At 72.1% G+C, this 22,925-nt stretch carries 21 protein-coding genes and 1 pseudogene; 9 read left to right on the top strand and 13 right to left on the bottom strand.

Features of this window, described 5'->3' with window-relative positions; all coding sequences use genetic code 11:
• Positions 1-63 precede the first annotated feature (63 nt).
• Together IF67_RS0116340 and IF67_RS0116335 are read left to right on the top strand one after the other, a co-directional pair.
• A complete protein-coding gene (locus IF67_RS0116340; protein WP_030986263.1) occupies positions 64-1,452 on the top strand; it encodes an FAD-dependent monooxygenase in 1,389 nt (462 codons plus the stop codon).
• 1 nt (position 1,453) lies between these two features.
• On the top strand, positions 1,454-2,230 hold the full coding sequence (locus IF67_RS0116335; RefSeq protein ID WP_030986261.1) for a pyridoxine/pyridoxamine 5'-phosphate oxidase: 777 nt from the start codon (positions 1,454-1,456) through the stop codon (positions 2,228-2,230).
• 34 nt (positions 2,231-2,264) lie between these two features.
• Here IF67_RS0116335 and IF67_RS0116330 read toward each other — a convergent pair whose 3' ends face one another.
• From IF67_RS0116330 to IF67_RS0116320, 3 genes are all read right to left on the bottom strand, one after another.
• Positions 2,265-2,753: a GNAT family N-acetyltransferase gene (locus tag IF67_RS0116330; protein WP_030986260.1), complete on the bottom strand. Its 489-nt coding sequence runs from the start codon at positions 2,751-2,753 to the stop codon at positions 2,265-2,267.
• A gap of 181 nt (positions 2,754-2,934) precedes the next feature.
• Positions 2,935-3,348 carry an OB-fold domain-containing protein gene (locus tag IF67_RS0116325; protein ID WP_234341119.1) on the bottom strand — a complete coding sequence of 138 codons (414 nt, stop codon included), beginning with the start codon at positions 3,346-3,348 and terminating at the stop codon, positions 2,935-2,937.
• A gap of 152 nt (positions 3,349-3,500) precedes the next feature.
• Positions 3,501-3,953: a DoxX family membrane protein gene (locus IF67_RS0116320; protein WP_030986258.1), complete on the bottom strand. Its 453-nt coding sequence runs from the start codon at positions 3,951-3,953 to the stop codon at positions 3,501-3,503.
• 295 nt (positions 3,954-4,248) lie between these two features.
• Between IF67_RS0116320 and IF67_RS39220 the strand changes: the two genes are divergently transcribed.
• From IF67_RS39220 to IF67_RS0116305, 3 genes are all read left to right on the top strand, one after another.
• On the top strand, positions 4,249-4,758 hold the full coding sequence (locus tag IF67_RS39220; protein WP_234341117.1) for a hypothetical protein: 510 nt from the start codon (positions 4,249-4,251) through the stop codon (positions 4,756-4,758).
• Positions 4,759-4,987: 229 nt separating this feature from the next.
• Positions 4,988-7,243 (top strand): acetate--CoA ligase family protein, encoded by a 2,256-nt coding sequence (locus IF67_RS0116310; RefSeq protein WP_030986256.1) that lies wholly within the window; start codon positions 4,988-4,990, stop codon positions 7,241-7,243.
• Positions 7,244-7,265: 22 nt separating this feature from the next.
• Positions 7,266-8,243, top strand: a complete 978-nt coding sequence (locus IF67_RS0116305) for an enoyl-CoA hydratase/isomerase family protein (protein WP_030986255.1) — start codon at positions 7,266-7,268, stop codon at positions 8,241-8,243.
• Between the two features lie 101 nt (positions 8,244-8,344).
• On the opposite strand, the gene IF67_RS0116300 is transcribed toward IF67_RS0116305, so the two are convergent.
• Positions 8,345-8,992: a hypothetical protein gene (locus IF67_RS0116300; RefSeq protein ID WP_234341116.1), complete on the bottom strand. Its 648-nt coding sequence runs from the start codon at positions 8,990-8,992 to the stop codon at positions 8,345-8,347.
• An 8-nt stretch (positions 8,993-9,000) separates the two neighbouring features.
• Complete coding sequence (locus tag IF67_RS0116295; protein ID WP_078889463.1) at positions 9,001-9,579, bottom strand: RNA polymerase sigma factor; 579 nt, start codon at positions 9,577-9,579, stop codon at positions 9,001-9,003.
• A 220-nt stretch (positions 9,580-9,799) separates the two neighbouring features.
• Here IF67_RS0116295 and IF67_RS0116290 point away from each other — a divergent pair, with 220 nt between their 5' ends.
• The gene (locus IF67_RS0116290) at positions 9,800-10,414 is read left to right on the top strand and encodes a flavin reductase family protein (RefSeq protein WP_037839433.1); all 615 of its coding nucleotides are present in this window, start codon (positions 9,800-9,802) and stop codon (positions 10,412-10,414) included.
• Positions 10,415-10,464: 50 nt separating this feature from the next.
• On the opposite strand, the gene IF67_RS0116285 is transcribed toward IF67_RS0116290, so the two are convergent.
• The 4 genes from IF67_RS0116285 to IF67_RS0116265 form a co-directional block, all read right to left on the bottom strand.
• Positions 10,465-11,790, bottom strand: coding sequence for an MFS transporter (locus IF67_RS0116285; RefSeq protein ID WP_030986250.1), 1,326 nt, complete (start codon positions 11,788-11,790; stop codon positions 10,465-10,467).
• A gap of 130 nt (positions 11,791-11,920) precedes the next feature.
• A complete protein-coding gene (locus IF67_RS0116280) occupies positions 11,921-12,991 on the bottom strand; it encodes a Zn-dependent alcohol dehydrogenase (RefSeq protein WP_030986248.1) in 1,071 nt (356 codons plus the stop codon).
• Entirely contained in the window at positions 12,988-14,181 is a 1,194-nt protein-coding gene (locus IF67_RS0116275) for an acyl-CoA dehydrogenase family protein (RefSeq protein WP_030986247.1), read from the bottom strand. The genes IF67_RS0116280 and IF67_RS0116275 overlap by 4 nt, the downstream gene beginning before the upstream one ends.
• A gap of 204 nt (positions 14,182-14,385) precedes the next feature.
• The gene (locus tag IF67_RS0116265) at positions 14,386-15,294 is read right to left on the bottom strand and encodes an SDR family oxidoreductase (protein ID WP_030986246.1); all 909 of its coding nucleotides are present in this window, start codon (positions 15,292-15,294) and stop codon (positions 14,386-14,388) included.
• Positions 15,295-15,402: 108 nt separating this feature from the next.
• On the opposite strand from IF67_RS0116265, the gene IF67_RS0116260 reads away from it, so the two are divergent.
• Positions 15,403-16,329: a cyclase family protein gene (locus IF67_RS0116260; RefSeq protein ID WP_030986244.1), complete on the top strand. Its 927-nt coding sequence runs from the start codon at positions 15,403-15,405 to the stop codon at positions 16,327-16,329.
• Positions 16,330-16,665: 336 nt separating this feature from the next.
• Here IF67_RS0116260 and IF67_RS0116255 read toward each other — a convergent pair whose 3' ends face one another.
• The 4 genes from IF67_RS0116255 to IF67_RS0116240 all read right to left on the bottom strand — a co-directional run bounded on the left by IF67_RS0116255 (position 16,666) and on the right by IF67_RS0116240 (position 20,993).
• Positions 16,666-17,151: an ATP-binding protein gene (locus IF67_RS0116255; protein ID WP_030986243.1), complete on the bottom strand. Its 486-nt coding sequence runs from the start codon at positions 17,149-17,151 to the stop codon at positions 16,666-16,668.
• 473 nt (positions 17,152-17,624) lie between these two features.
• The gene (locus IF67_RS0116250) at positions 17,625-18,623 is read right to left on the bottom strand and encodes an acyl-CoA dehydrogenase family protein (RefSeq protein ID WP_030986242.1); all 999 of its coding nucleotides are present in this window, start codon (positions 18,621-18,623) and stop codon (positions 17,625-17,627) included.
• A 7-nt stretch (positions 18,624-18,630) separates the two neighbouring features.
• On the bottom strand, positions 18,631-19,785 hold the full coding sequence (locus tag IF67_RS0116245; RefSeq protein WP_030986241.1) for an acyl-CoA dehydrogenase family protein: 1,155 nt from the start codon (positions 19,783-19,785) through the stop codon (positions 18,631-18,633).
• A 5-nt stretch (positions 19,786-19,790) separates the two neighbouring features.
• Positions 19,791-20,993: an amidohydrolase family protein gene (locus tag IF67_RS0116240; RefSeq protein ID WP_030986240.1), complete on the bottom strand. Its 1,203-nt coding sequence runs from the start codon at positions 20,991-20,993 to the stop codon at positions 19,791-19,793.
• Between the two features lie 212 nt (positions 20,994-21,205).
• Here IF67_RS0116240 and IF67_RS41535 point away from each other — a divergent pair.
• Both IF67_RS41535 and IF67_RS0116230 read left to right on the top strand, forming a co-directional pair.
• A pseudogene (locus tag IF67_RS41535) lies at positions 21,206-21,647 on the top strand (AMP-binding enzyme); the annotation flags it as partial.
• A gap of 37 nt (positions 21,648-21,684) precedes the next feature.
• Positions 21,685-22,911, top strand: coding sequence for a winged helix DNA-binding domain-containing protein (locus tag IF67_RS0116230; RefSeq protein ID WP_030986238.1), 1,227 nt, complete (start codon positions 21,685-21,687; stop codon positions 22,909-22,911).
• Positions 22,912-22,925 lie beyond the last annotated feature (14 nt).

Below are 22,925 nucleotides of genomic sequence, written 5' to 3'. Positions count from 1 at the left end.
GAGCGCCGCGATCACCCGGCGCAGTCCGTTCAGGAGCACCACGGCCCCGAAGGGAACCCCGCCATGTCCGACACCGGCCCCTCCCCCCGCAGCACGACGCCCCGGACCGTACTGATCTCCGGCGCGAGCATCGCCGGTCCGGCGCTCGCCTACTGGCTGCACCGCTACGGCTTCGCGGTGACCGTCGTCGAGCGCGCCCCCGCGCTGCGGACCGGCGGCTACAAGGTCGACATCCGGGGTGCCGCGATCGAGGTCGCCGAACGGATGGGCATCCTGGAGGACATCCAGCGCGCCAGTACGGACATGCGGACCGGCGCGTATGTGAACGACGACGGCAAGCGGATCGCCACCCTGCCCGCCGATGTCTTCGGCGCCCGGGTCGGCCGTGACGACGAGATCATGCGGGGCGATCTGGCGCGCATCCTCTACGAGCGCACCCGGGCGGACGTCGAATACCTCTTCGGCGACTCGATCACGTCGGTCACATCGACCGGCGAGCGAGCGGACGGCCGCCACGAGGCCGACGGCCTCACAGGCCTCGACGGCGTCGACGGCGTCGACGTCACCTTCGGGCATGCCGCTCCCCGCCGCTTCGACCTCGTCGTCGGCGCGGACGGTCTGCACTCCACCGTCCGACGGCTGGCCTTCGGCCCGGAAGAGCAATTCGTACGGCACCTCGGGGCGTATATCAGCGCCTTCTCCATGCCCAATGAACTGGGCCTGGACCGCGAGGAGTTGTACCACGCCCTGCCCGGCAGGCTGAGCTGCGCCTACAGCTCGGCAGGGGACCCGGCCGCAAAGGGCCTGCTCGTCTTCCGATCGCCACGGCTGAGCTACGACCACCGGGATCCGCAGCAGCAACTGGCCCTGTTGGACGCGGCGTTCGAGGGCGTGGGGGTGGAGGCCTCACCGGCCCGAGGCTGGGGTCAGGTCCCGCGGATGCTCGAAGCGGCCCGTGCGGCGGGCGACTTCTACTTCGACGGGATGCAGCTGATCGAGATGGACCGCTGGTCGCACGGCCGGGTGGTACTGCTCGGCGATGCCGCGTACTGCCCCTCACCTGCGTCGGGGCAGGGCACGGGGATGGCTCTGGTCGGCGCGTACGTCCTGGCCGGTGAGCTGGCGGCGGCCGGCCGCGCCCCGGAGGAGGCCTTTGGGCGCTACGAGACGGAGATGCGCGGCTACGTCGCGGTCAATCACGCGCTGGCGAGGAAGTTCGCCCGGGAGATGACGGCGGACACCTGGCGACAGATCCGGTTCCGGCATCTGATGATGCGGATCCTGCCCTGCATGCCGTGGAAGAACCTGATTGCGAAGAAGATCGCGGAGGACGTCCAGCGAGGTGCCCGAGCGATCACACTCAAGGACTATCCGGTGCCGGAGGCGCCAGAGGTGCCGAACCGCGCCGCCGGCCCCGCGCCGGCCGCCGCACGCCCCACGTACGCTGCCTGACATGACTGATCATCCCGGGCACCAGGACCCGCCGGACGCCGCTTCCACCGCTTCCACCGGTGCCGCAGGTGCCGCAGGTGCCACCGCGCACGATTTCGCCGCGCATGACGCCGACGCCGCGGACGCCCGCGCGTTCCGCGAGCTGCTGCGCGGGCTGCGCGTATGGGACGTCGAGCTGCCGTCGTTCGACCCGGCAACGGCCCCGGACGAGCCGCTGCCACTGTTCCGGCAGTGGCTGCGGGAGGCCGCCGAGGCAGGTGTCCCCGAGCCGCACACCATGACGCTGGCCACGGCGGACGCGTCCGGCGACCCCTCCGTACGGACCCTGATGCTGCACGACGCCGACGAGCAGGGCTGGCACTTCGCCTCGCACCGCGGCAGCCGTAAGGGCCGCGAGCTGGCCGTGCGGCCGCGGGCGGCGCTCGGCTTCTACTGGGCGGGGGTCGGCCGCCAAGTGCGGGTCCGGGGGTCGGTGACCGCGGCAGGGCCCGAGGAGAGTGCGGCAGATCTGCACCGCCGCTCCACGGGTGCGCTGGCCGCTGGGCTGGTCGGCCGGCAGAGCGAGGTGCTCGGCTCTGCCAAGGAGCTGGCACGCGCCTCGGACGCCGCATGGGAGCGCGCCCGGCGCGAGCCGGAGGCGCCGGTGCCGAGCTGGACGCTGTACGTGCTGTGCGCCGAGGAGGTCGAGTTCTTCCAGGGCGATGCGCGGCGCCGCCATATCCGCCTCAACTACCGTTACGAGGGCGGTCGTTGGGTCCAGGAACTGCTCTGGCCGTGAGGGACGTCCGGCGCGGGAACCGCTCCGCTCGCCCTCACAGCTGCTGATACATGATGTGCAGCCCCACATAACCCTTGGTGGGGTGCCGGAAGCCCTCGGGCAGTGTCGTCATGATCTGGAAGCCCAAGGACTCCCAGAGGGCGACAGCGCCGGTGTTGGTCTCCACGACGGCGTTGAACTGCATCGCGCGATAGCCCTCCGCGCGGGCCCACGCCAGTACGTGTTCGCCCAGCGCCCGCCCGACGCCGCGCCCGCCGTACTGCGGGTCGACCATGAAGCTGGCGCTGGCGATATGCGCGGCGCCGCCCATGTGGTTGGGGTTCATCTTGGCCGTACCGAGCACCGTGCCGGAGTCGTCGACGGCGACGACCGTACGGCCGGGCGCCGTCAGCATCCACATCTCGCGGGCCGTCGCCTCGTCGATGTCCCGCGGATAGGTGTAGGTCTCCCCGGCCACCACGATGGCGCGGAGGAAGGGCCAGATGGCGGGCCAGTCGCCCGCGGTCGCCTCACGAATCAGCACGGCCACAGCATCCCGCGGACCCGCCGGGGCCGCCACCGGAATTCGCCGCGGCCCTGCACGGCAACGCGGGGAGGCGTGAGCCCAGGAACGATGCCGGGGGGAGAGACGGCGACGCGAGAGCCCAGGGGCGGCGAACTCAGGGACGGGGGCTCAGGAGCGGGAACTCACGGACGCGCCGGCGTCACGCGGGCCGGAAGACAGGGATGGCAACCCTCCCGCCCGCGCCCTCACCTTCGCCGTCGTCGTCACCCTCACGACGGAAGTGCACCGCGAGCGGCATCCCGATCCGCAGTTCCGGCTCCGGGCAGTCGGTGATCTCGGTCATCATCCGGGGGCCTTCGACGAGATCGGCCACGGCCGCGACGTACGGGACCCGCTCACCGAAGGGCGGGAGATCGTTACGGTGCACGACGGACCAGGTGTAGAGGGTGGCGCGGCCGGTGGCCGGCTCCCAGACGACGTCCTCGCTCCAGCAGTACGGGCAGAACTCACGCGGGTAGTGATGGGCCGCACCGCACCCCTCGCCCCGGCAGCGACGGAGCAGCAGCCGCCCCTCGGCCGCCGCGTCCCAGTACGGCCTGGTGAAGGCGTCCACCTCGGGCAGATCAACACGCGCCGCGCTCCGGGCCCCACTTCGCGGCGCACTCCGTGACGCACCCCGCGCCGCAGCCGGCACAGCACCCTGCGCCGCACGCGGCCCAGCCTCCTGCGCCCCCGCTGTCCCTGCTGCCCCCACCCTCCCGGCCCTCACGAGAACACCCCCACCACGGCATCGAGCGACCACGTCTGCCAGCTCATCGCGAACAGGGCGACCAGGGAGATCAGCGCCATCATGGCGTTCTGCCCCTGCTCCGCCCAGTCGTGGATCATCAGCACCAGATAGAGAAGGTTGAGCACCAGGCCGGCAACCAGCGCGACCGGGGTGAGGAACCCGAGGACGAGGCCGAGCCCGAGGGCCAGCTCGGCGTAGACCACGAGGTACGCCATCACCTTGGGCCGGGGCCGGACGACCGCATCGAAGCCGCTGCGCACCACGCGCCAGCGGTGTTTGCCGGCCACGTCCCCGGCCCACGCGATGCCCGTACCGCGCTCGAACCAGCCCTTTTTGTCCTTGTGCCGCCAGCTCTCCAGCCACCACAGGCCGAGGCCGATGCGGAGCACGGCCAGCCACTCTGCCCCACCGAGCCAGATCGTCTGCATCCCGCACACCCTCTCGCTGCCGCACCGGGTGCCCGGCATCGGCGCGTCCCACCGCGCACACCGTGCCCACCGGCACACACCTTCCCACCGATTCTGACGGTACGTCAGTTCAGCCGAAGCAGAACCTACGCGCAAGGGGCCCTGCACGATCCACCCACGCCCCGCCCCAACACCCCACCCCCGCCCCGTCGCCCCGTCGCCCCGTCGCCCCGTCGCCCCGCCACAGTGCATCCGCCAGTCAGTGGCGGCCAATTGCGGTCGCGTGGGCAGGGGGCTGCTCCTCAGAATGATGACCATGCAGCGCATCGAGTTCCTGACCTACCCCGCGAGCGGCCAACTGCCGGGCCTCCTGTGGGGCATTCGCATCGACGGCACAGATCTGCGCACGTACACCGCCGACGCCACCCGTGACCTCTGGCGACAGGAGCACGAGGAGGAGAGCCCGGCCGAGAATGAACTCTTCCTGCTCCACCAGCACGGCGGCCTCTCGCTCCGGGAGGCCGGCGAGCCCGTACGCCACTTCCTCGGCGACCCCGCACCGGAGTTCGCCGACCCCTCCACCGGCACCACCCCGGTCCTGGGCTGCTCCTGCGGCATCTGGGGCTGCTGGCCCCTGCTGACGATCATCACCACGACCCCGGACACCGTCACCTGGTCCTCCTTCCGACAGCCCTTCCGCAAGGAATGGGGCGAGCTCCCCATGGGTCCGTACACCTTCGACCGCGCCGCCTACGAGGCCGCACTCGCAGACCCGGCCCGCCTCGCCGAGGACCCCCTGGAGTCGAACAGCGAGACGACGCCGTGACCTGCGACCCGGCCTCATGTCGCACCACTCGGGCCGGCCAGGGCCGCGCAGCCCGGGGGCCGAGTTGCGCGCCGACCCTGCGTCTCAGGCGGAAATCCGGGACCCTGCAAGCGCCGACCCCCGCAAGCTTTACCGTGCACGCCCATTCCTGACATGCCGTCAGTTCAGTAATCTGACTATGCGTCAGGTACTGAGAATGAGAGGCCTCACACAGGAGCGGGCGTCTGCGATGCTTGGATCGACTCACGGCACCCTCACCACTCACTCCCGGCCGGCCCGCGTCGTGGCCTGTGGGGAGCAACCACCACACACCGTCCACGGCATGAGTGAACCGCACTCCGGCGACGGCGGACAGGGCGCCGGCGCGGTCGACCGCGATGTCAGCGGGCGCCCACTGCACGCTCCGGTGCCCGACCTGGACCGGTTCTTCCGGCCCGGGTCCGTGGCCGTGATCGGCGCCTCGGACAGCGAGGGCCGGCCCAACACCGGGATCACCCGCCAGCTGATCGCCTGGGCGGAGCGCGTCGGCGCCCGGCTCCACCCCGTCAACCCGGGGCGCACCGAGGTCTTCGGGCGGCCCTGCCATGCCACCGTCGCCGATCTGCCGGAGACCGTGGATCTCGCCGTCCTGCTCGTCGGCGATCCGCTGCCGGTCATCGAGCAACTCGCCGAGGCCAAGGTGAAGTTCGCCGTGGCCTTCGCCTCCGGTTTCGCCGAGACCGGCGAGCGCGGCGCGGCCGCCCAGGCCCGGCTGGCCGAGGCCGTCGAACGCTCCGGGCTGCGGCTGCTCGGCCCGAACACCAACCTCAACGCCTTCGAGAAGTTCCGCGAGGACCTGGAAGGCCCGGCCATCGCCCTGATCACCCAGTCGGGCCACCAGGGCCGCCCCGTCTTCAGCCTTCAGGAACTGGGCGTCCGCCTCTCGCACTGGGCCCCCACCGGCAACGAAGCCGATCTGGAGACCGCTGACTTTCTCTCCTACTTCGCCACCCGTCCCGAGGTCGGCGCCATCGCCGCGTATGTGGAAGGCCTCAAGGACGGCCGCAGTTTTCTGCTCGCCGCCGACCGGGCCGCCCGCAACAAGGTGCCCGTCGTCGCCGTCAAGGTCGGCCGCACCGAGACCGGCGCCCGGACGGCCGCCTCGCACACCGGCAAGCTCACCGGCGCGGACGGCGTCGTGGACGCGGCGATGCGGCAGTTCGGCGTGATCCGGGTGGACGGGCTCGACGAGCTCCAGGACACCGCGGCACTGCTGGCCCGCGCCAAGGAGCCCACCGCCGAGGGCATCGCCGTCTATTCGATCTCCGGTGGCACCGGCGCCCACTTCTCCGACCTGGCGACCGCGGCGGGCCTGCGGCTGCCCACCCTCGGCGCCGCCAAGCAGGCCGAACTGCACGAGTGGATACCGGACTACCTCGACGTCGCCAATCCGATCGACAACGGCGGGCACCCGGTCGGTGACTGGCGCGGCCGCAAGATCATCGACGCGATCCTGGCCGACCCGTCCATCGGCGTACTGATCTGCCCGATCACCGGGCCCTTCCCGCCGATGAGCGACAAACTCGCCCAGGACCTGGTGGACGCGGCGGAGCAGACGGACAAGCCGGTGTGTGTGGTGTGGGGCTCGCCGGTCGGTACGGAGGACGCCTATCGCGGCACCCTCCTCGGCTCTTCTCGGGTGGCGACCTTCCGCACCTTCGCCAACTGCATCACGGCCGTACGCGCCTATCTCGACCACCACCGCTTCGCCGCCGGCTACCGCTCGCCCTTCGAGGACGCTCCCCGCATACCGTCCCCGTCCGCGCGCAAGGCCAAGGCCCTGATGCGTCCGGGCCAGCCGCTCAGCGAACACGCGGCCAAGCAGCTGCTGCGCGCCTACGGCATCCGGGTCCCGCGCGAACAGCTGGTGACCAGCGCGGCGGCGGCCGTACGGGCGGCGAGCCTGGTCGGCTACCCCGTGGTCATGAAGGCCTCGGGCCCCCAGCTGGCACACAAGACCGAACTCGGCCTGGTCAAGGTCCAGCTCACCTCGGCCAGCCAGGTCAGGGACGCCTACCGGGAACTCACCGACATCGCCCGTTACGAGGACGTCCCGCTGGACGGCGTACTGGTCTGCCAGATGATCGAGCGGGGTGTCGAAATGGTCGTCGGCATCACCCACGACAGCCTCTTCGGCCCGACCGTGACCGTCGGCCTCGGCGGGGTGCTCGTGGAGGTCCTCCAGGACGTCGCGGTGGGCATCCCGCCCTTCGGCGAGGACCGGGCCCGCGCGATGCTCGACGAGCTCCGCGGCCGCGCCCTGCTGGACGGCGTACGCGGCGCACCGCCCGCGGATGTGGATGCGCTGGTCGAGGTCGTGCTCAGGGTGCAGCGGATGGCGCTCGAACTCGACGGCGAACTGGCCGAGTTGGACATCAATCCGCTGGTGGTTCTTCCCCGCGGGGAGGGCGCCGTGGCCCTCGACGCGCTCGCCATCTGCCCTTGAGACCCTTGGGAGCCGCACCCCCATGTCACCCTCACCGTCCCCCCGTTCCGATCCCCCGCCCGCCGGACCGGACAGCCCTGCGACCCCCGTCGGGCCTGGCACGCCCGCCCGCCCCGGCGAGCTCAGCAAGCCCGGCAGGCCCGGCAAGGCCGACAAGCCCGTCGACGGCACCGCGCGTCCGCGTCCCGATTCCCCCGACCCCGCGGACTCCGACCCTTCATTGGTACTGCACGCCACTGACAACGGCGTCTCGTGGATCACCCTCAACCGGCCGGAGGCGATGAACGCCGTCACCTGGGAGCAGCGCGAGCGCCTCATCGGCCTGCTCGCCGACGCCTCGGCCGGCCCGGACGTGCGGGCTGTCGTCATCACCGCGACCGGCAGGGGCTTCTGTGCGGGCGCCGATCTGCGCGGATCGCCGTCTGCGGGGGAACGGGTCGCCGGTGATGTCGCCCGGATGATCCGAGGCGGCGCCCAGCGGCTGATCACGGCGGTGCTGGACTGCGAGAAGCCGGTCATCGCCGCCGTCAACGGCACCGCGGCCGGCCTCGGCGCCCATCTCGCGCTGGCCTGCGACCTGGTGCTGGCAGCCGAATCGGCCCGTTTCCTGGAGGTGTTCGTACGCCGCGGGCTGGTCCCGGACGGCGGCGGTGCCTACCTCCTGCCGCGGCTGATCGGCCCGCAGCGCGCCAAGGAACTGATGTTCTTCGGCGACGCGGTACCGGCCACCGAGGCGGCGCGGCTGGGTCTGGTCAACCGGGTCGTCCCGGACGGCGAGCTGGTGAAGACGGCCCGGGAGTGGGCGGAGCGGCTGGCGGCCGGCCCGACCCGCGCACTGGCCCTGACCAAACAGCTGGTCAACGCCTCGCTCGACACCGACCGCGGCACGGCCTTCACCGCCGAGGCCACCGCCCAGGAGATCAATATGACGACGGCGGACGCGCAGGAGGGGGTCTCCTCCTTCGTGGAACGCCGAACCCCGACGTACCGGGGACGATGACCCGAGCCGGACGCACCGGGGACGACGACCACGAGCTGGGCACACCGGGGACGACGACCGCGAGCTGGGCACACCGGGCCCCGCCCGTCCCACCCCCGGCATCACCCCTCAGCACACTCCGGCACCTCCCGGGTGTTCCGCGTCCGCACCCCCGGCAGCCACCCCTGCACCCCCAGCCCGCTGGTGACCAGATACCAGCGGGTGGAGGTGATGCCCGCTTCGTCGCGGACCATCCGGCCGTCGGTCACCACACAGCGCGCGGCCAGGCCATCGCCGTGCCAGACCCGGCCGGCGGCGTTGCCGCGCGCGGCGTACTGGGCGCGCGGGTCCTTGGCCAGCCGCAGGGCGCACTCCAGGGAGCGGCCGGTGCGGCAGGCCTGTTCGCTGTTGTAGACCGTGATCTTCACCGTGCGGTGCGGGCCGGCCGGCTGTACGGAGACGGGCCCGGGGCGCACCAGCCACCACACCCCCAGCGCCACCGCGGCCACCGCCGCCGCCACCACGAGCGCGACCGTGTACGGCCGTCTCCGGGGCAGTGCGACCACGGAGGGCGCCGGTGCGGGGCCGGACTCCCTGATGCGGTCCCACAGGCCGGGCGGTGTCTCGATCTGTTCGTCCGCGAGGCGCAGCCGTGCGCGCAGCAGCGCCTCGGCATCGTCCCCGGCGCCGTCGCCGCGGCCACCGCCGAAGTCCCGGCCGTCGCCGCCCGTTCCGCCCGCACCGCCGTCGTACCGTGGCCCCACACCCACCGTGCCGCTCACCTCCCGGCCTGCCCGTGCTCCGATTCAACGAGGTAGGCGCGCAGCCTGTCCAACGCACGGGCGCGATGGCGGGCGGCGGTGCCACGATGCACTTTCATGATCTTTGCGGCCTGGTCGATGGTGTATCCGTCGAGGTCGACGAGGATGACGATGCCGGCCTGCCGGTGCGACAACTTCCCCAGCAGGCGCACCGCTTCGATCTCGGCCTGCCGCCGCTCCACCCCGCCGTCCCAGCCACCACCCGCCACACCGGGCCCCGCGCCGCCGCCCGCCCCGGCGTCCTCGACACCGTCCATACCGTCGACCAGCACCTGACGGCGGTCCTTGCGGTAGGCGTCGCGGGCGACGTTGAGCACGGCGGTGAAGGCGTAGGCGTACGGCTCCGGATGGGCGAGGAAGCGCTGCGGACGGGCCGCGAGTCTGAGATACGCCTCATGCACCACGTCCTCCGCGGACTGTCTGGATCCGGCCAGCATCACCGCCCTCCGGTAGAGCCGGGGCAACAGCCCGCAGAAGACCTCGTCGAAGGTGGGTGACGCGGCAGACGAAGCTGACGACGATGTCGCATCGGCCATGAACCGGAACTCTCCCCCGTGCTCGGCTACGGACGCGGCCGCGGTGGACGCTACCCGTGCGGACGACACGCAATCAGGAATCCACTCACCAATCTCCCGCGAATCCACCGAGATCAGCCCCGATCGCCCGGCAAACCACACGTGTGGGTGGCCGGCACTCCCCGCCCTTCACATCTGACGCCTCATCAGATTCAATAAAGGCATGATGGGACATGCGGGAATGGCGGCCACGGCCGTGCGGTATCTGCGCTCCGTCGGCGCGCCCACCACGGCCGCCGCACCGGCCACCGCGCCCGCCGGGCCACGTGTGCGGCCCACACTGCGGGCGGTGCGCGACGACGAGCGCGCCCCGTTGGACCCGGCCGAATTCCGCTCCGTCCTGGGGCACTTCGCCAGCGGCGTCACGGTGATCACGTCCCCCGGGGAGCGCGGACCGGCCGGGTTCGCCTGCCAGTCCTTCGCCTCACTCTCCCTCGACCCGCCGCTGGTGACGTTCATGGTGGCGCGTACGTCGACCACCTGGCCCCGGATCGCCCGTGCCGGGGTGTTCTGCGTCAACATCCTCGGCGCCGGACAGGGCGCACTCTGCCGCGCCTTCGCGGTCAGCGGCGGCGACAAGTTCGCCGGTGTCCGCCACGAAGCCGCGCCCGCTACCGGTTCGCCGCGGCTGGCGGACGTCCCCGCCTGGATCGACTGCACGGTCCACGCCGTGCACACCGGCGGCGACCATCTCATCGTGGTCGGCCGGGTCGACGCCCTCGGCACGGACCCGGCCGCCGCCGGAAGCGGCCCGCTCCTCTTCCACCGGGGCGCCTTCGGGCACTTCAGTGCGTGAGTACGGACAGTGCCCTCGCGCGGTGACGTGCCCAAGGCGCCGCCGGCGGCCTATGCGGTGGCCGGCCGTGCCGTCGCCGTGCCCGCGCGCCGCTGCCGGATGACCAGGGCCATCAGCGCCGCGACGGCGCACAGCGCGCCCGAGGCGTACCAGACCGGGTTGTAGGTGCCGAAGGTGTCGCGCGCCAGGCCGCCCAGGAAGGCGATCAGGGCGGCGCCCACCTGGTGTGCGGCCAGCACCCAGCCGAAGACGATCGCACTGTCGTCGCCGTAGTGCTCGCGGCACAGGGCGATGGTCGGCGGGACGGTCGCCACCCAGTCGAGGCCGTAGAAGACGATGAAGAAGACCATCGGCGGGTGGACGGTGTCGGACAGCAGCAGCGGCAGGAACATCAGCGACAGTCCGCGCAGGCCGTAGTAGACGGCGAGCAGCCGGCGGGTGTCGAAGCGGTCGGTGAACCAGCCGGAGGCGATGGTTCCGGCGATATCGAAGATGCCGATCACCGCGAGCAGCGAGGCGGCCGCCGTCATCGGCATGCCATGGTCGTGCGCCGCGGGTACGAAGTGCGTCTTGACCAGGCCGTTCGTCGTGGCACCGCAGATCGCGAAGGTACCCGCCAGCAGCCAGAAGGGACCCGTGCGGGCCGCCGAGACGAGCGCCCGCACCGCGCGCCGGGCCGCGCCCCGCTGCGGCGGCGGCTTGGCGACGAACTCCTGCGCCCCGTACGGCGCGAGGCCCACATCCGCCGGGTGGTCGCGCAGCAGCAGCCACACCAGGGGGACGACGGCGAGCGCGGCCAGCGCGACGGTCACCGCGGCCGGCCGCCAGTCGTGCCGGTCGACGATCCAGGAGAGCACCGGAAGGAAGACCAGCTGCCCGGAGGCGCCGGCCGCGGTGAGGATGCCGGTGACCAGACCGCGCCGCGCGGTGAACCAGCGGCCGGTGACCGTCGCCGCAAAGGCGAGCGCCATCGATCCGCTGCCCAGACCGACCAGGACGCCCCAGTACAGGACGAGTTGCCAGGCGGTGGTCATGAAGACGGTCAGCCCGGCACCTGCCGCGATCACCGTCAGGGCCGTGGCGACCACCCGCCGGATGCCGAACCGGTCCATCAGCGCGGCGGCGAACGGCGCCGTCAGCCCGTAGAGCGCGAGGTTCACCGATACCGCGAAGCCGATGGTGCCGCGCGACCAGTGGAACTCGCTGTGCAGCGGGTCGACGAGCAGGCCGGGAAGGGAGGCGAAGCCCGCCGCGCCGATGATCGTGAGGAAGGTGACGGCGGCGACGGACCAGGCCCGGTGCGGGCGCCGCCGACGGGGTACGGGGGCAGCGGCGGCGTCCGCCGTACGCAGGGGCAGTTCGGGTGTCTGGGTCACCGCAGCAGCTTCGTCCGGCACCCCCGGACGGAACGAGTGGCCGGAAGGCCAGGCTTCCACAGGATCGGGCCATGGCCCCTGGGTCGTGCCTTCGGGGTCACCCCGGGCCTGGCCGATCCACACACACGCCCTACCCGAACGTCAGCACCGCCCGCGCCACCCGCCCATGATGCGCATCGTCCGCCGCCTTCGCGAAGTCCTGCACCGGATACGTCTTCGTCACCAACTCGTCGAGCAGCAGCCGCCCTTCGCGATACAGGCGGGCGTAGAGCGCGATGTCCCGCTGCGGACGGGACGAGCCGTAGCGGCAGCCCAGAATCGACTTGTCGAGATACATCGACGACACCCGGAACGACGCCTCCGCGGTGGCCGGCGGCACACCGAGCAGCACCGCCTGGCCGTGCCGGTCCAGCAGATCGATGGCCTGCCGGATCAGCCGGGTGCTGCCCACGCACTCGAAGGCATGGTCGGCGCCGGTCGGCAGGATCTCCTTCACCGCCTTGACGCCGTCCGTGACCGCCGACGCGTCGATGAAGTGTGTCGCCCCGAACTGCCGCGCCGCCGCCTCCTTCGCGGGGTTGGCGTCCACCGCCACGATCACCGACGCCCCGGCGATCCGCGCCCCCTGGAGCACGTTGAGGCCGATACCGCCGGCCCCGATCACCACGACCGAGTCCCCACGGTCCACCCGCGCCCGGTTGAGCACCGCCCCGACCCCGGTCAGCACCCCGCACCCGATCAGCGCGGCCGAGGTCAGCGGAATATCGTCGGCGATCTTCACCGCCTGCACCGCCTTGACGACCGTGCGCTCCGCGAACGCCGAGTTCGAGGCGAAGCTGAACAGCTCGGCATCGCCCCGCCGGAACGGCTTCTGCGGCATCCCGATCGCCTTCCGGCACATCGTCGGCCGCCCCCGGTCGCATTCCGCGCACGCCCCGCAGTTGGCCAGCGTCGACAGCGCGACATGATCGCCGGGCGCCACATGCCCGACGCCCGCGCCCACGGCCTCGACCACCCCCGCCCCCTCATGCCCCAGCACCACCGGGACCGGAAACGGAATGGTCCCGTCGACCACCGACAGATCGCTGTGGCACAACCCGGCGGCCCGGATGCCGACCAGCACCTCGCCCGGTCCCGGATCCCGCACCTCCAGATCGTCCACGACCCGGGGCTGCTCGCCGTCGAATATGACGCCCCTCATGTCCGCTCCACTCTGGGCAGGCCGAGCACCCGCTCGGCGATGATGTTGCGCTGGATCTCGTCCGAGCCGCCGTAGAGGGTGTCGGCCCGGGTGAACAGGAACAGCCGTTGCAGCGCGTCCAGTTCGTACGGCGCCTGCGCGGTCCAGTCGGCGGGCCCCAGCGCCGCGGCGGCCCCCCGCACCCGCATCGCCAGCTCCCCGAGCCGCTGATGCCAGCCGCCCCACAGCAGCTTTGCCACACTCGGTGCGCCGGCATCCCCGGCCGCACCCAAGGTCCGCAGCGCATTCCACCGCATGACCCTCAACTCCGCCCATTGGCCTACAAGTTGCTCACGCAGCACCGGATCCCGCAGCGCACCGCAGCGCGCCGCCGCACCGACCACCTCGTCCAGCTCCGCCGCGAACCCGATCTGCTGGACGAGTGTGGACACCCCGCGCTCCCGCGCGAGCAGCCCCATGGCCACCCGCCAGCCCGCACCCTCCCCGCCCACCGCATGCCCGGCCACCGCACCGTCGAAGAACACCTCGTTGAACTCCGCCGTCCCCGACATCTGCCGGATCGGCCGCACCTCGATGCGCCCCGGCTGATCCATCGGCACCAGCAGGAACGAGAGCCCCCGGTGCCGCCGCCCGGCCGGATCCGTCCGCGCCAGCACAAAGCACCAGTCGGCCTCCCCGGCCAGCGACGTCCAGACCTTCTGCCCGCTGACGCGATAGCCGGCGCCGTCCCGGACCGCCACCGTCCGCAGCCCCGCCAGATCCGACCCCGCATCCGGCTCGCTGTAACCCTGGCACCACAGCTCCTCGCCCCGGGCGATGGCCGGCAGAAACCGCCGCCGCTGTGCCTCGTCCCCGTACGCGATCAGCGTCGGCGCCAGCAGGTTCTCCCCGATGTGCCCCACCCGCCCCGGCGCTCTGGCCCGCGCATACTCCTCGGCCCACACGACCTGCCGGGTCAGACCCGCCGAACGGTTCCCGTACGCCCCTTCCGCACACTCCCACCCGAGCCCGATCCACCCACCGGCCCCGAGCTCCCGCTCCCACGCCCGCCGCGCCCCCGCCCCCTCATGCTCGCTCCCCGGCCCGCCGCGCCCCGCCAACTCGGCATAGGCGCCTACGAGATGCCCCGAAAGCCAGTCACGAGCCTCCGCCCGGAACCCCTCATCCCCACTCCCGAACCCAAAGTCCACGAAGACCTCCCACGCCCGCCCCCACGAAGCCTTTCCCCACCCACCCACGGGAGGGGCCGCGCCGCAGGACGAAGTCCGGAGGAGCGGCACCGCACCCGACAATCACCCGCCCGCCGCAGGCGCACCGGCGACAATCCGCCACGGCGGGAAAGCCGACACCGCGGGGCAGACCAAGAAGCCGCACCGGCAACGCCCGCAAGCCGCCTACTGGTTGGGCCGCGCCCCACCCGCCGCGGCAGCGGCCATCGCCGCCACCTGCGCCAGCATCGGCATCGGATCGGTCCCCACCGACCCCGGCAGCACCTCCGCCACCCGCTCCGGCGTCCAGCCGCCCCCGTCGGCATACACGGAGCGAAGCTCCCTCGGCTGGGCCCATACGGCGATCTTCGGCCCGGCCACCGTGTACACCTGCCCGGTGATCTCCCGGGCCTGCTCACTGAGCAGATAGACGACCAGCGCCGCCACGTCCTCCGGCTCGCCGATCTCCGTCAGCTCCATCGGCACGTTCGCCGACATCCGGGTCCGCGCGACGGGCGCCACCGCATTGGCCGTCACCCCGTACTTGTGCAGCCCCAGCGCGGCGCTCCGCACCAGCGAGATGATCCCGCCCTTCGCGGACGCGTAGTTGGCCTGGGACACCGACCCCTGGTGGTTCCCGCTGGTGAAGCCCACCAGGGTCCCCGACCCCTGCCGGCGCATAACGGCCGACGCGGCCCGGAAGACCGTGAACGTCCCCTTCAGATGAGTGGCGACCACCGGGTCCCACTCCTCCTCGGACATGTTGAAGAGCATCCGCTCCCGCAGAATCCCGGCCACGCACACCACGCCGTCGATCCGCCCGAACTGCGCGAGCGCGGTGTCCACGATCCGCTGCCCGCCGGCCATGGTGGACACGTCGTCGGCCACCGCGGCCGCCACGCCCCCGGCCGCCTCGATCTCCTTCACCACGGATTCGGCGACCTCGCTGCTGGGTGCGCCGCCCTCGATGGAGACCCCGTAGTCGTTGACGACCACCTTGGCGCCCTGGTCCGCGCAGGCGAGAGCCACCGCCCGGCCGATACCGCGGCCCGCCCCCGTTACGGCGATCACTTTGCCGGCCAAGAAGTTCCCCATGCCGTGACCCTTCCCGCAGTTTCTGACGGACCGTTAGATTTTTGAGCAGACACGGGACGAACACAAGACCCGGGGCCGAACCGAACCCAGCCATCCCGAGGAGTGCCCATGCCCCTGCCGCAGGAGTTCCACGACATCGCCAAACGCGTGAACAACTGGGGACGCTGGGGGGCGGACGACGAGATCGGGACCCTCAACCTGATCACCGATCAGGTCGTACGGGAGGCCGCCGGCTGCATCCGCAGCGGCCGCCGCATCCCGCTCGCGCTCCCGCTCCGGCAGGACGGCGTACAGACCGGCATGATCCCCGGCCGGGTGAACCCGCTGCACACCATGACCGCCATCAACCAGGAGATCTTCGGCCCCGGCACGGTCGCGACCTCGGACGACGCGGTCACGATGGGCCTCCAGGCCGCCACCCACTGGGACGGCCTCACCCATGTCTCGCACTCCGGGCGGCTCTACAACAACCGCCCTGCCGACTCGGTCACCGCGCACCACGGCGCCACCGTCCTCGGCATCGAAAAGGCCACCCCGATCGTCTCCCGCGGGGTCCTGCTGGACGTGGCCCGTGCGCACGGCACCGACCGGCTGCCCGGCGGGCACGCCGTCACCCCGGCAGACCTGGACGCCGCCGAGGAGCTGGCCGGGACGAAGGTACGGGCCGGTGACATCGTCCTCGTACGGACCGGGCAGCTGCGGCACTACCTCGCCGGCGACCGGCAGGCCTACGCGTTCCCGTCACCCGGTCTGTCGCTGCGCACCCCGGAGTGGTTCCACGCACGCGATGTCGCGGCGGTCGCCAACGACACCCTGACCTTCGAGATCTTCCCGCCGGAGATCGAGAACCTGTGGATGCCGGTGCATGCGCTCGATCTCGTCGAGATGGGCATGCTCCAGGGCCAGAACTGGAATCTGGAGGAGCTGTCGACGGCCTGCGCGGAGGCGGCCCGCTGGGCGTTCCTGCTGTCCGCGATGGCCGAACCGTTCGTCGGCGGATCCGGCACACCGGTCGCGCCCGTGGCGATCCTCTGACCGGGCCGCGTCGTGCCGCCGGCCCCCACGGCCGGCGGCACGACGGCGCCCGGACGGCCAGGTGGCGGTGCGCTCATGCGCGCCCCGAGCACGGCACTGCGGACCGCCACCCGTCCCCGGCTTCCGCCGGGGCCCGACCAGGCCGCGATCCGCACTCGTCGAGGCCGGACCGGAATCCCGGCTCCCCCACGACCTCGGCGTCCCCTCACGGCGAATCGCTCCACCCAAGAGTGATCAACTGAACACGGTACGTCAACACCTGGTCTGGACTAAATTCGATACACCCGATGCGCCGCACCCGACGGCCCGCACCGGCTCCGTACCGAACGGCGTGGATCACGCCCGGTGCGTCACGGCATGCGGCGTTGCGCGATGGGACTCATAGGCGCCCAGGTCGGACCCTGCCGCCAGCAGCAGCGGCTGACAGCGGTCCACCTCGCACCAGATCCGCTTGCCGCCGCCCTCCTGCTGCCATCCCCAGCGGTCGGCCAGACCGTCGATCAGCTCCAGGCCGCGGCCGTTGGTGTCGTCGCCTTCCGCGTGCCGCTGGCGTGGCGGGCGGCCACTGGCGTCCACCACTTCGACCCGGACCGTGCCCACCACGGCTCCCGATCCGGAGAAGCACATCCGCAGCTCCGCCGCCGCGCCGGTGTGCACCACGGCGTTGGTGACGAGCTCGGAGATCAACAGGATCAGCGTCTCCGCAAGCGGCTCGTCGACCCCTATACCGGAACCCACGAGCCGCGACCGGGCCCACCGCCGGGCCCGCCCCACCTCCGCGGGGTCGGGCCGTACGTCCAACTGCACCTGAAGCACCTGCACCGCTCACACCATCCGAACCGGCGGAAACATCGCCTCGCGCCTCCACGGAGTCACGGTGCGTGACCCCGGCGATGCACAGCATGGTTGACGTTGAGTCACCCCAACAAGCGCTTCAGGCATATTCCAGCGCAAGGGAGTATGCGTCCTGCATACTGTGCGACGCACTTTGCGGGGAGTCGAACAAGGGGGGCGACCACGCCCTGCCCAAGGGCGAGCGGCGCGCAGTCCGTACCCCGGAGCCGTCTTTCCGACGACACCGGGTTCGTTGCGCCACAGAACCACTCGCACCCAACGGAGCGTACCCGAGCGGAACGCCGACTCCCCCCTGTGACGAGTCACGCCCAGGACACAACCCGATATCGACACTCCGTGACCACTTCTGTGTGCGGAGTCCGACATTTCGCATACGGGCTGCCAGAGTCTGACATCGCCGGGCGCCGGGCGCCGCCGTGCCGGCCTCCGCGCCGCCGCCGTCAGGCGATCAAGCCCGCCGCCAGCAGTTCCTCCGCCTCGCGCGCCACTTCCCAGCGCGCGGCCCGCAACCAGGCCCGCTTGAGATGCAGATGGACATCGGCCTCCCAGGTGAAGCCCATTCCGCCGTGGACCTGCAAACAATCCCGCGCGTTGTCCACCGCGGCCTCGTCGGCGAGCAGCTTCGCGGCAGTGACATCCGGAGCACTCTCCGTGATCGCCGCCGCATACACCGCACTTCGGGCCATTTCCGCCCGTACAAGCATCTGCGCACACAGATGCTTGACCGCCTGGAACGAGCCGACGGGGGCACCGAACTGCTCGCGTTCGCGGGCGTGGCGCACGGCCATCTCGACCGTACGGGCCGCACTGCCCAGCTGCTGCGCCGCGGTGAGCAGCGTGGCCTCGCGCCGGAGCCGGGGGACCTCCAGGGCCAGGGGCGTGGTACGCGGCAGGTCCGTGAGGCGGGCGAGCGGGGTGAGGGGATCGACGGAGGCGAACGGGGCGCAGGCCACCCGGTCCGGCGCACTCCGGTAGGCGCTGCCTGTGCGCCCCTGTGCGCCCCCGGTCTCGACCCCGGCCCCGTGAGCGGGCCGGCCCGCACCACCCTCCACCAGGATCAACTCATCGCAGTCGGCCGGGTGTTCCCACAGCACCGGCTCCCGCTGCCCCTCGCACAGCCCGACGATCTTCTCGCCGGACGCGACACCGTCCACCGCCCCGGCCAGCAGCTGGCACGCCACCAGCGGCCCCGGCAGCAGCGCCCGCCCGGCCTCCTCGAGGACCAGTACCGCTTCGGGCAGCCCGAGCCCCACCCCGCCGGCCTCCTCCGGCAGCCGCAGCGCGAAGAACCCGGCCGCGCCCAGCTCCCGCCACAGCGCACGGTCCAGCGCCGGGTCACCGACCGCGGCCCGCAGCCGGTCCCGGCCGAACCGCCCGGCCAGCAGCTCACGGGTACCGTCCCGCAACGCCCGCTGGTCCTGGGTGAGTTGGAAGTGCACGGCCCGGTCACCGTCCCTTCGGCAGGCCGAGAATCCGCTCGGCCACGATGTTCTGCTGGATCTGCGAGGTGCCGGCCGCGATGGTGTACGAGAGCGACGACAGCCGGTCCGCGACCCACTCGTGGTCCGCGTCCAGCGCCCCGGCGCCGAGCACCTCGGCCGCCGTGTCGTACAGCTCCTGGCGAGCGTGCGAATAGCGCAGCTTGAAGACCGAGCCGCCGATCCCCGGCACACCGCCGCCTTGTTGTGCCTCGCTCACGTTCCACTGGGTCAGCCGCCACAGCGCCGCGAACTGTGCGTTCAGCCGGCCCAGTCTGCGGCGCAGCACGGCATCGTCCCAGCGGCCGTTGGCGCGCGCCGCCCGGGCCAGCGCGCCGAGCACCCGGCGGCAGGCCACCACCTCGCCGACGAAGGCGGTGCCGCGCTCGAAGGACAGCGTCACCATCGTCACCCGCCACCCGTCGTTCTCCGCGCCGACGCGGTGGGCGACCGGTATCCGCACCTCGTCGAGGAACACCTCGGCGAACTCCGCCGAACCGGCGAGGGTGCGCAGCGGCCGGACCGTGACCCCCGGGGCGTCCATGGGCATCGCCAGCCAGCTGATGCCGCGGTGCTTGGGCGCGGCCGGGTCGGTACGGACGAGGAGTTCGCACCAGTCCGCGACCTCGGCGTGCGAGGTCCAGATCTTGGCGCCGCTGACGACGTAGGTGTCCCCGTCGCGCACGGCCCGGGTGCGCAGCGCGGCGAGGTCGGAGCCGGCGTCCGGTTCGCTGAAACCCTGGCACCAGATCTCGTCGCCGCGCAGGATCGGCGGCAGCCAGCGGGCGCGCTGTCCGGCGGTGCCCTCGGCGGCGAGGGTCGGCCCCGCGTGCAGCAGCCCGACGAAGTTCGCGCCGACGTAGGGCGCCCCGGCGCGCTCGGTCTCCTCCAGGAAGATCAGGTGCTGGGTGGGGGTGGCGCCCTGCCCGCCGGCGTCCCGCGGCCAGTGCAGGCCCGCGTATCCGGCGTCGTACAGCATCCGCTGCCAGGCCGTGTCGTACGCCCGCCGGCCCGGCCAGTCGGTCGCGGCGGGCTTCGCGGGGAGGCCCGGCAGCACCGTGCCGAGCCAGCCGCGCAGCCGCGCCCGGAAGTCTTCCTCTTCCTGTGTGTACGTGAGGTCCATGGCGGCTACTTGTCGAGGTCCAGGCCGAGCATGCGGATCGCGTTGCCGCGCATCAGCTTGTGGACCGTCTCGTCGTCCAGGCCCTGCACATGGTCGAGGGCGACCTCCTTGGTGTGCGGGAAGGTCGAGTCGACGTGCGGGTAGTCGGTCTCGAAGGTGGCGTTGTCGCGGCCGACCTTGTCCAGGGACGCCACCCCGTGCTTGTCGCGGAAGAAGCAGCAGAAGATCTGCCGGTAGTAGTAGGTGGAGGGCGGTTCGGGGATCAGATCGCGCACCCCGCCCCAGGCACGGTGCTCCTCCCAGACGTCGTCGGCGCGCTCCAGGGCGTACGGGATCCAGCCCATCTGGCCCTCGCTGTAGGCGAGTTTGAGGCGTGGGAACTTCACCAGGACCCCGGAGAAGAGGAAGTCCATCATCGAGGCCATCGCATTGTTGAAGGAGAGCGCGGCCTGGACGGCGGGCGGGGCGTCGGGCGAGGCGGCGGGCATCTGCGAGGACGAGCCGATGTGCATGTTGACGACCGTGCCGGTCTCCTGGCAGACCGCGAAGAACGGGTCCCAGTAGCCGGAGTGGATCGACGGCAGGCCGAGATACGTGGGAATCTCGGAGAAGGTCACGGCCCGCACCCCGCGGGCCGCGTTGCGCCGGATCTCGGCGACCGCGAGGCCGATGTCCCACAGCGGGATGATGCACAGCGGGATCAGCCGGCCGCCGCTGCCGCCGCACCACTCCTCCACCATCCAGTCGTTGTAGGCGCGGACGCAGGCCAGCGCCACGTCCTTGTCCTGCGCCTCGGCGAAGGTCTGGCCGCAGAAGCGCGGGAAGGTGGGGAAGCACAGGGAGGCCTCGACATGGTTGAGGTCCATGTCCTTGAGCCGCTCGGCCGGGTCCCAGCAGCCCGGCCGCATCTCCTCGCGGGTGATGCCCTCCAGCGTCATGTCGTCGCGGTCGAACCCGACGGCGGCGATATTGCGCTTGTACGGGAACTTCAGGTCCTCGTAGATCCACCAGTCGGCCGGCGGCCCGTCCGGGTCCATGGTGATCCGGTACTTGCCCCCGATGTACGCCAGCTCGCCGATGCCCGTGGTCAGCGGTTTGGGCCCCCGGTCCTGGTATTTCCTCGGCAGCCAGGTCTCGAAGAGGTGCGCGGGCTCGATCACATGGTCGTCGACGCTGACGATGCGCGGCAGCTCCATCGGGTTCCCCATCGTTGTCCCCTCGCCCCGTTTTCTGATGACCCGTCAGAAAGAGGCTAGCCCCGGGCCCTCTGGACCGACAAGGCGCCGGCCTCTGCTCTCGGCCCAAAACCTGACGAGTCGTCAGTCGCGGCAGGGGCGGATGACCGGCACCACCCTCTGGGAGCTGGTGACCTGGCGCGCCGCCCGTACCTCGACGACACGGGAGGTGCCCCCTCTCCCCCGACGGCTTCCTGCCCACCGGCGACCTCGGTCACCTCACCCCCACCGGCCACCTCGTCATCACCGGTCGCCTCAAGGACATCATCATCCGCAAAGGCGAGAACATCTCCGCCCAGGAGATCGAACAGCTCCTCCACGGGCATCCGGGCGTGGCCGACGCCGCGGTTCATCGGACTGCCGGACGCCGAGCGCGGAGAAAGGGTCTGCGCCGTCATCGAACAGCCCCCGGGAGCACAGAAGTTGACACTGCTCGACGTCTGCGCGCACCTCCTCGCCCAGCGCCTCGCCCCGCACAAGCTCCCCGAACAACTGGAACTGCCGGCCGCCCTGCCGCGCGGCGCGACCCTGCGCAAGGTCCTCAAGCAGGAGCTGCGGGCGCGGCACGGGGGCGGGCGGGGCGCGCCGGGGAGGGGCGGGGCACCCGGCGGGGACCTGCCCGGGTAGGACACCTCCTGTCCTACCCGCCCCGTACCGTCGCCCCATGAGTCACTCCCGACCCCGTATCGACACCGCCGGGCGCCGTGCCCGCCTCGGGCGGCGGCAGTTGCTGGCGCCCGCATACCGGGCAGCTCGTACCGAGGAGGTCGCCGACGCACTCGTGGGGCTGCACGCCAGCGATCCGGCGACCGTCCATCTGGCGGCCTGCGCCCGGCTGGCCGCCCCGGACCCGGCCGAGGTGGAGCGCGCGCTGTACGACGAGGGGTCACTGGTCCGGATGCTGTGCATGCGCCGCACGCTCTTCGCGGTCGGCGCCGCGCTGGCACCGGTCGTCGCCTCCTCCACCGCACAGGCCATCGCCGCCAAGGAACGGGCGGGGACGGTCAAGTGGATCACCGAGGGCGCCCCGGGGTGGGACGAGCGACGGCTGGCCGATGTCGAGGCGAGGACGCTGGCCGCGCTGCGCGCACACGGCGAGGCGACCGCGGCCGAGCTCGCCGCCGAGGTCCCCGACCTGCGCGACACCATCGTGAACTCCCCCGGCAAGCCGTACCAGGCCACGGTCGCCGTCTCCAGCCGGATCCTGCGGACCCTGGCCGCCGAGGGCCGCATCCGCCGCGGGCGGCCGCGCGGCGGCTGGACCAGCAGCACCTTCCGCTGGCGGCCGGGCACCGCGTTCGCCGACCTGGCCGCGCCGCCGGCCCCCGAGGCGCGCGCCGACCTCGCCCGCCGCTGGCTCGCCTCGTACGGCCCGGCGACCGTCGAGGACCTCAAGTGGTGGACGGGCTGGACCCTCACCGCGGCCCGGCAGGCGCTGGCCGCGACCGGCGCCGTCGAGGTGGACCTGGACGACGGCACCTGCGGCGTCGCGCTGCCCGACGACCTCGAACCGGTCGCCGCGCCCGAACCCTGGGCCGCCCTGCTGCCCGCGCTGGACCCCACCGCGATGGGCTGGAAGGCCCGCGACTGGTACCTCGACCCGGAGCACGTACCGCAGCTCTTCGACCGCACCGGCAACATCGGACCGACGGTGTGGTGGTGCGGCCGGATCATCGGCGGCTGGGCCCAGCGCGCGGACGGCGAGATCGTCTGGCGGCTGCTGACGGACGGTGGGGGCATCTCCCTGCCCGAGCGAAGCCGAGGGCCTGGGGGAGGCAGCGAGGCCGCCGCGGCGGTGACGGCCGAGGCGGCCCGGCTGGCGGCCTGGATCGGGGACGTCCGTGTCACCCCGCGCTTCCGGAGCCCGCTGGAGCGGGAGTTGAGCAGGTGACCGCCGGCGGCCGG

Source organism: Streptomyces sp. NRRL S-1813 (genome assembly GCF_000719605.1).
GTDB classification, from domain to species: domain Bacteria; phylum Actinomycetota; class Actinomycetes; order Streptomycetales; family Streptomycetaceae; genus Streptomyces; species Streptomyces decoyicus.
Note: the sequence above shows the minus strand (reverse complement) of the source record. Positions and strands in the feature narration are given on the sequence as shown.

Bases quoted from the DNA above. Each gene is read 5' to 3' on its own strand.
- IF67_RS0116305 (WP_030986255.1), top strand. From the start codon at position 7,266: ATGTCACCCTCACCGTCCCCCCGTTCCGATCCCCCGCCCGCCGGACCG.
- IF67_RS39220 (WP_234341117.1), top strand. From the start codon at position 4,249: ATGCAGCGCATCGAGTTCCTGACCTACCCCGCGAGCGGCCAACTGCCG.
- IF67_RS0116265 (WP_030986246.1), bottom strand. From the start codon at position 15,294: ATGGGGAACTTCTTGGCCGGCAAAGTGATCGCCGTAACGGGGGCGGGC.
- IF67_RS0116320 (WP_030986258.1), bottom strand. From the start codon at position 3,953: ATGCAGACGATCTGGCTCGGTGGGGCAGAGTGGCTGGCCGTGCTCCGC.
- IF67_RS0116280 (WP_030986248.1), bottom strand. From the start codon at position 12,991: ATGAGGGGCGTCATATTCGACGGCGAGCAGCCCCGGGTCGTGGACGAT.
- IF67_RS0116340 (WP_030986263.1), top strand. From the start codon at position 64: ATGTCCGACACCGGCCCCTCCCCCCGCAGCACGACGCCCCGGACCGTA.
- IF67_RS0116310 (WP_030986256.1), top strand. From the start codon at position 4,988: ATGCTTGGATCGACTCACGGCACCCTCACCACTCACTCCCGGCCGGCC.
- IF67_RS0116290 (WP_037839433.1), top strand. From the start codon at position 9,800: ATGGCGGCCACGGCCGTGCGGTATCTGCGCTCCGTCGGCGCGCCCACC.
- IF67_RS0116260 (WP_030986244.1), top strand. From the start codon at position 15,403: ATGCCCCTGCCGCAGGAGTTCCACGACATCGCCAAACGCGTGAACAAC.
- IF67_RS0116240 (WP_030986240.1), bottom strand. From the start codon at position 20,993: ATGGGGAACCCGATGGAGCTGCCGCGCATCGTCAGCGTCGACGACCAT.
- IF67_RS0116245 (WP_030986241.1), bottom strand. From the start codon at position 19,785: ATGGACCTCACGTACACACAGGAAGAGGAAGACTTCCGGGCGCGGCTG.
- IF67_RS0116295 (WP_078889463.1), bottom strand. From the start codon at position 9,579: ATGGCCGATGCGACATCGTCGTCAGCTTCGTCTGCCGCGTCACCCACC.
- IF67_RS0116335 (WP_030986261.1), top strand. From the start codon at position 1,454: ATGACTGATCATCCCGGGCACCAGGACCCGCCGGACGCCGCTTCCACC.
- IF67_RS0116230 (WP_030986238.1), top strand. From the start codon at position 21,685: ATGAGTCACTCCCGACCCCGTATCGACACCGCCGGGCGCCGTGCCCGC.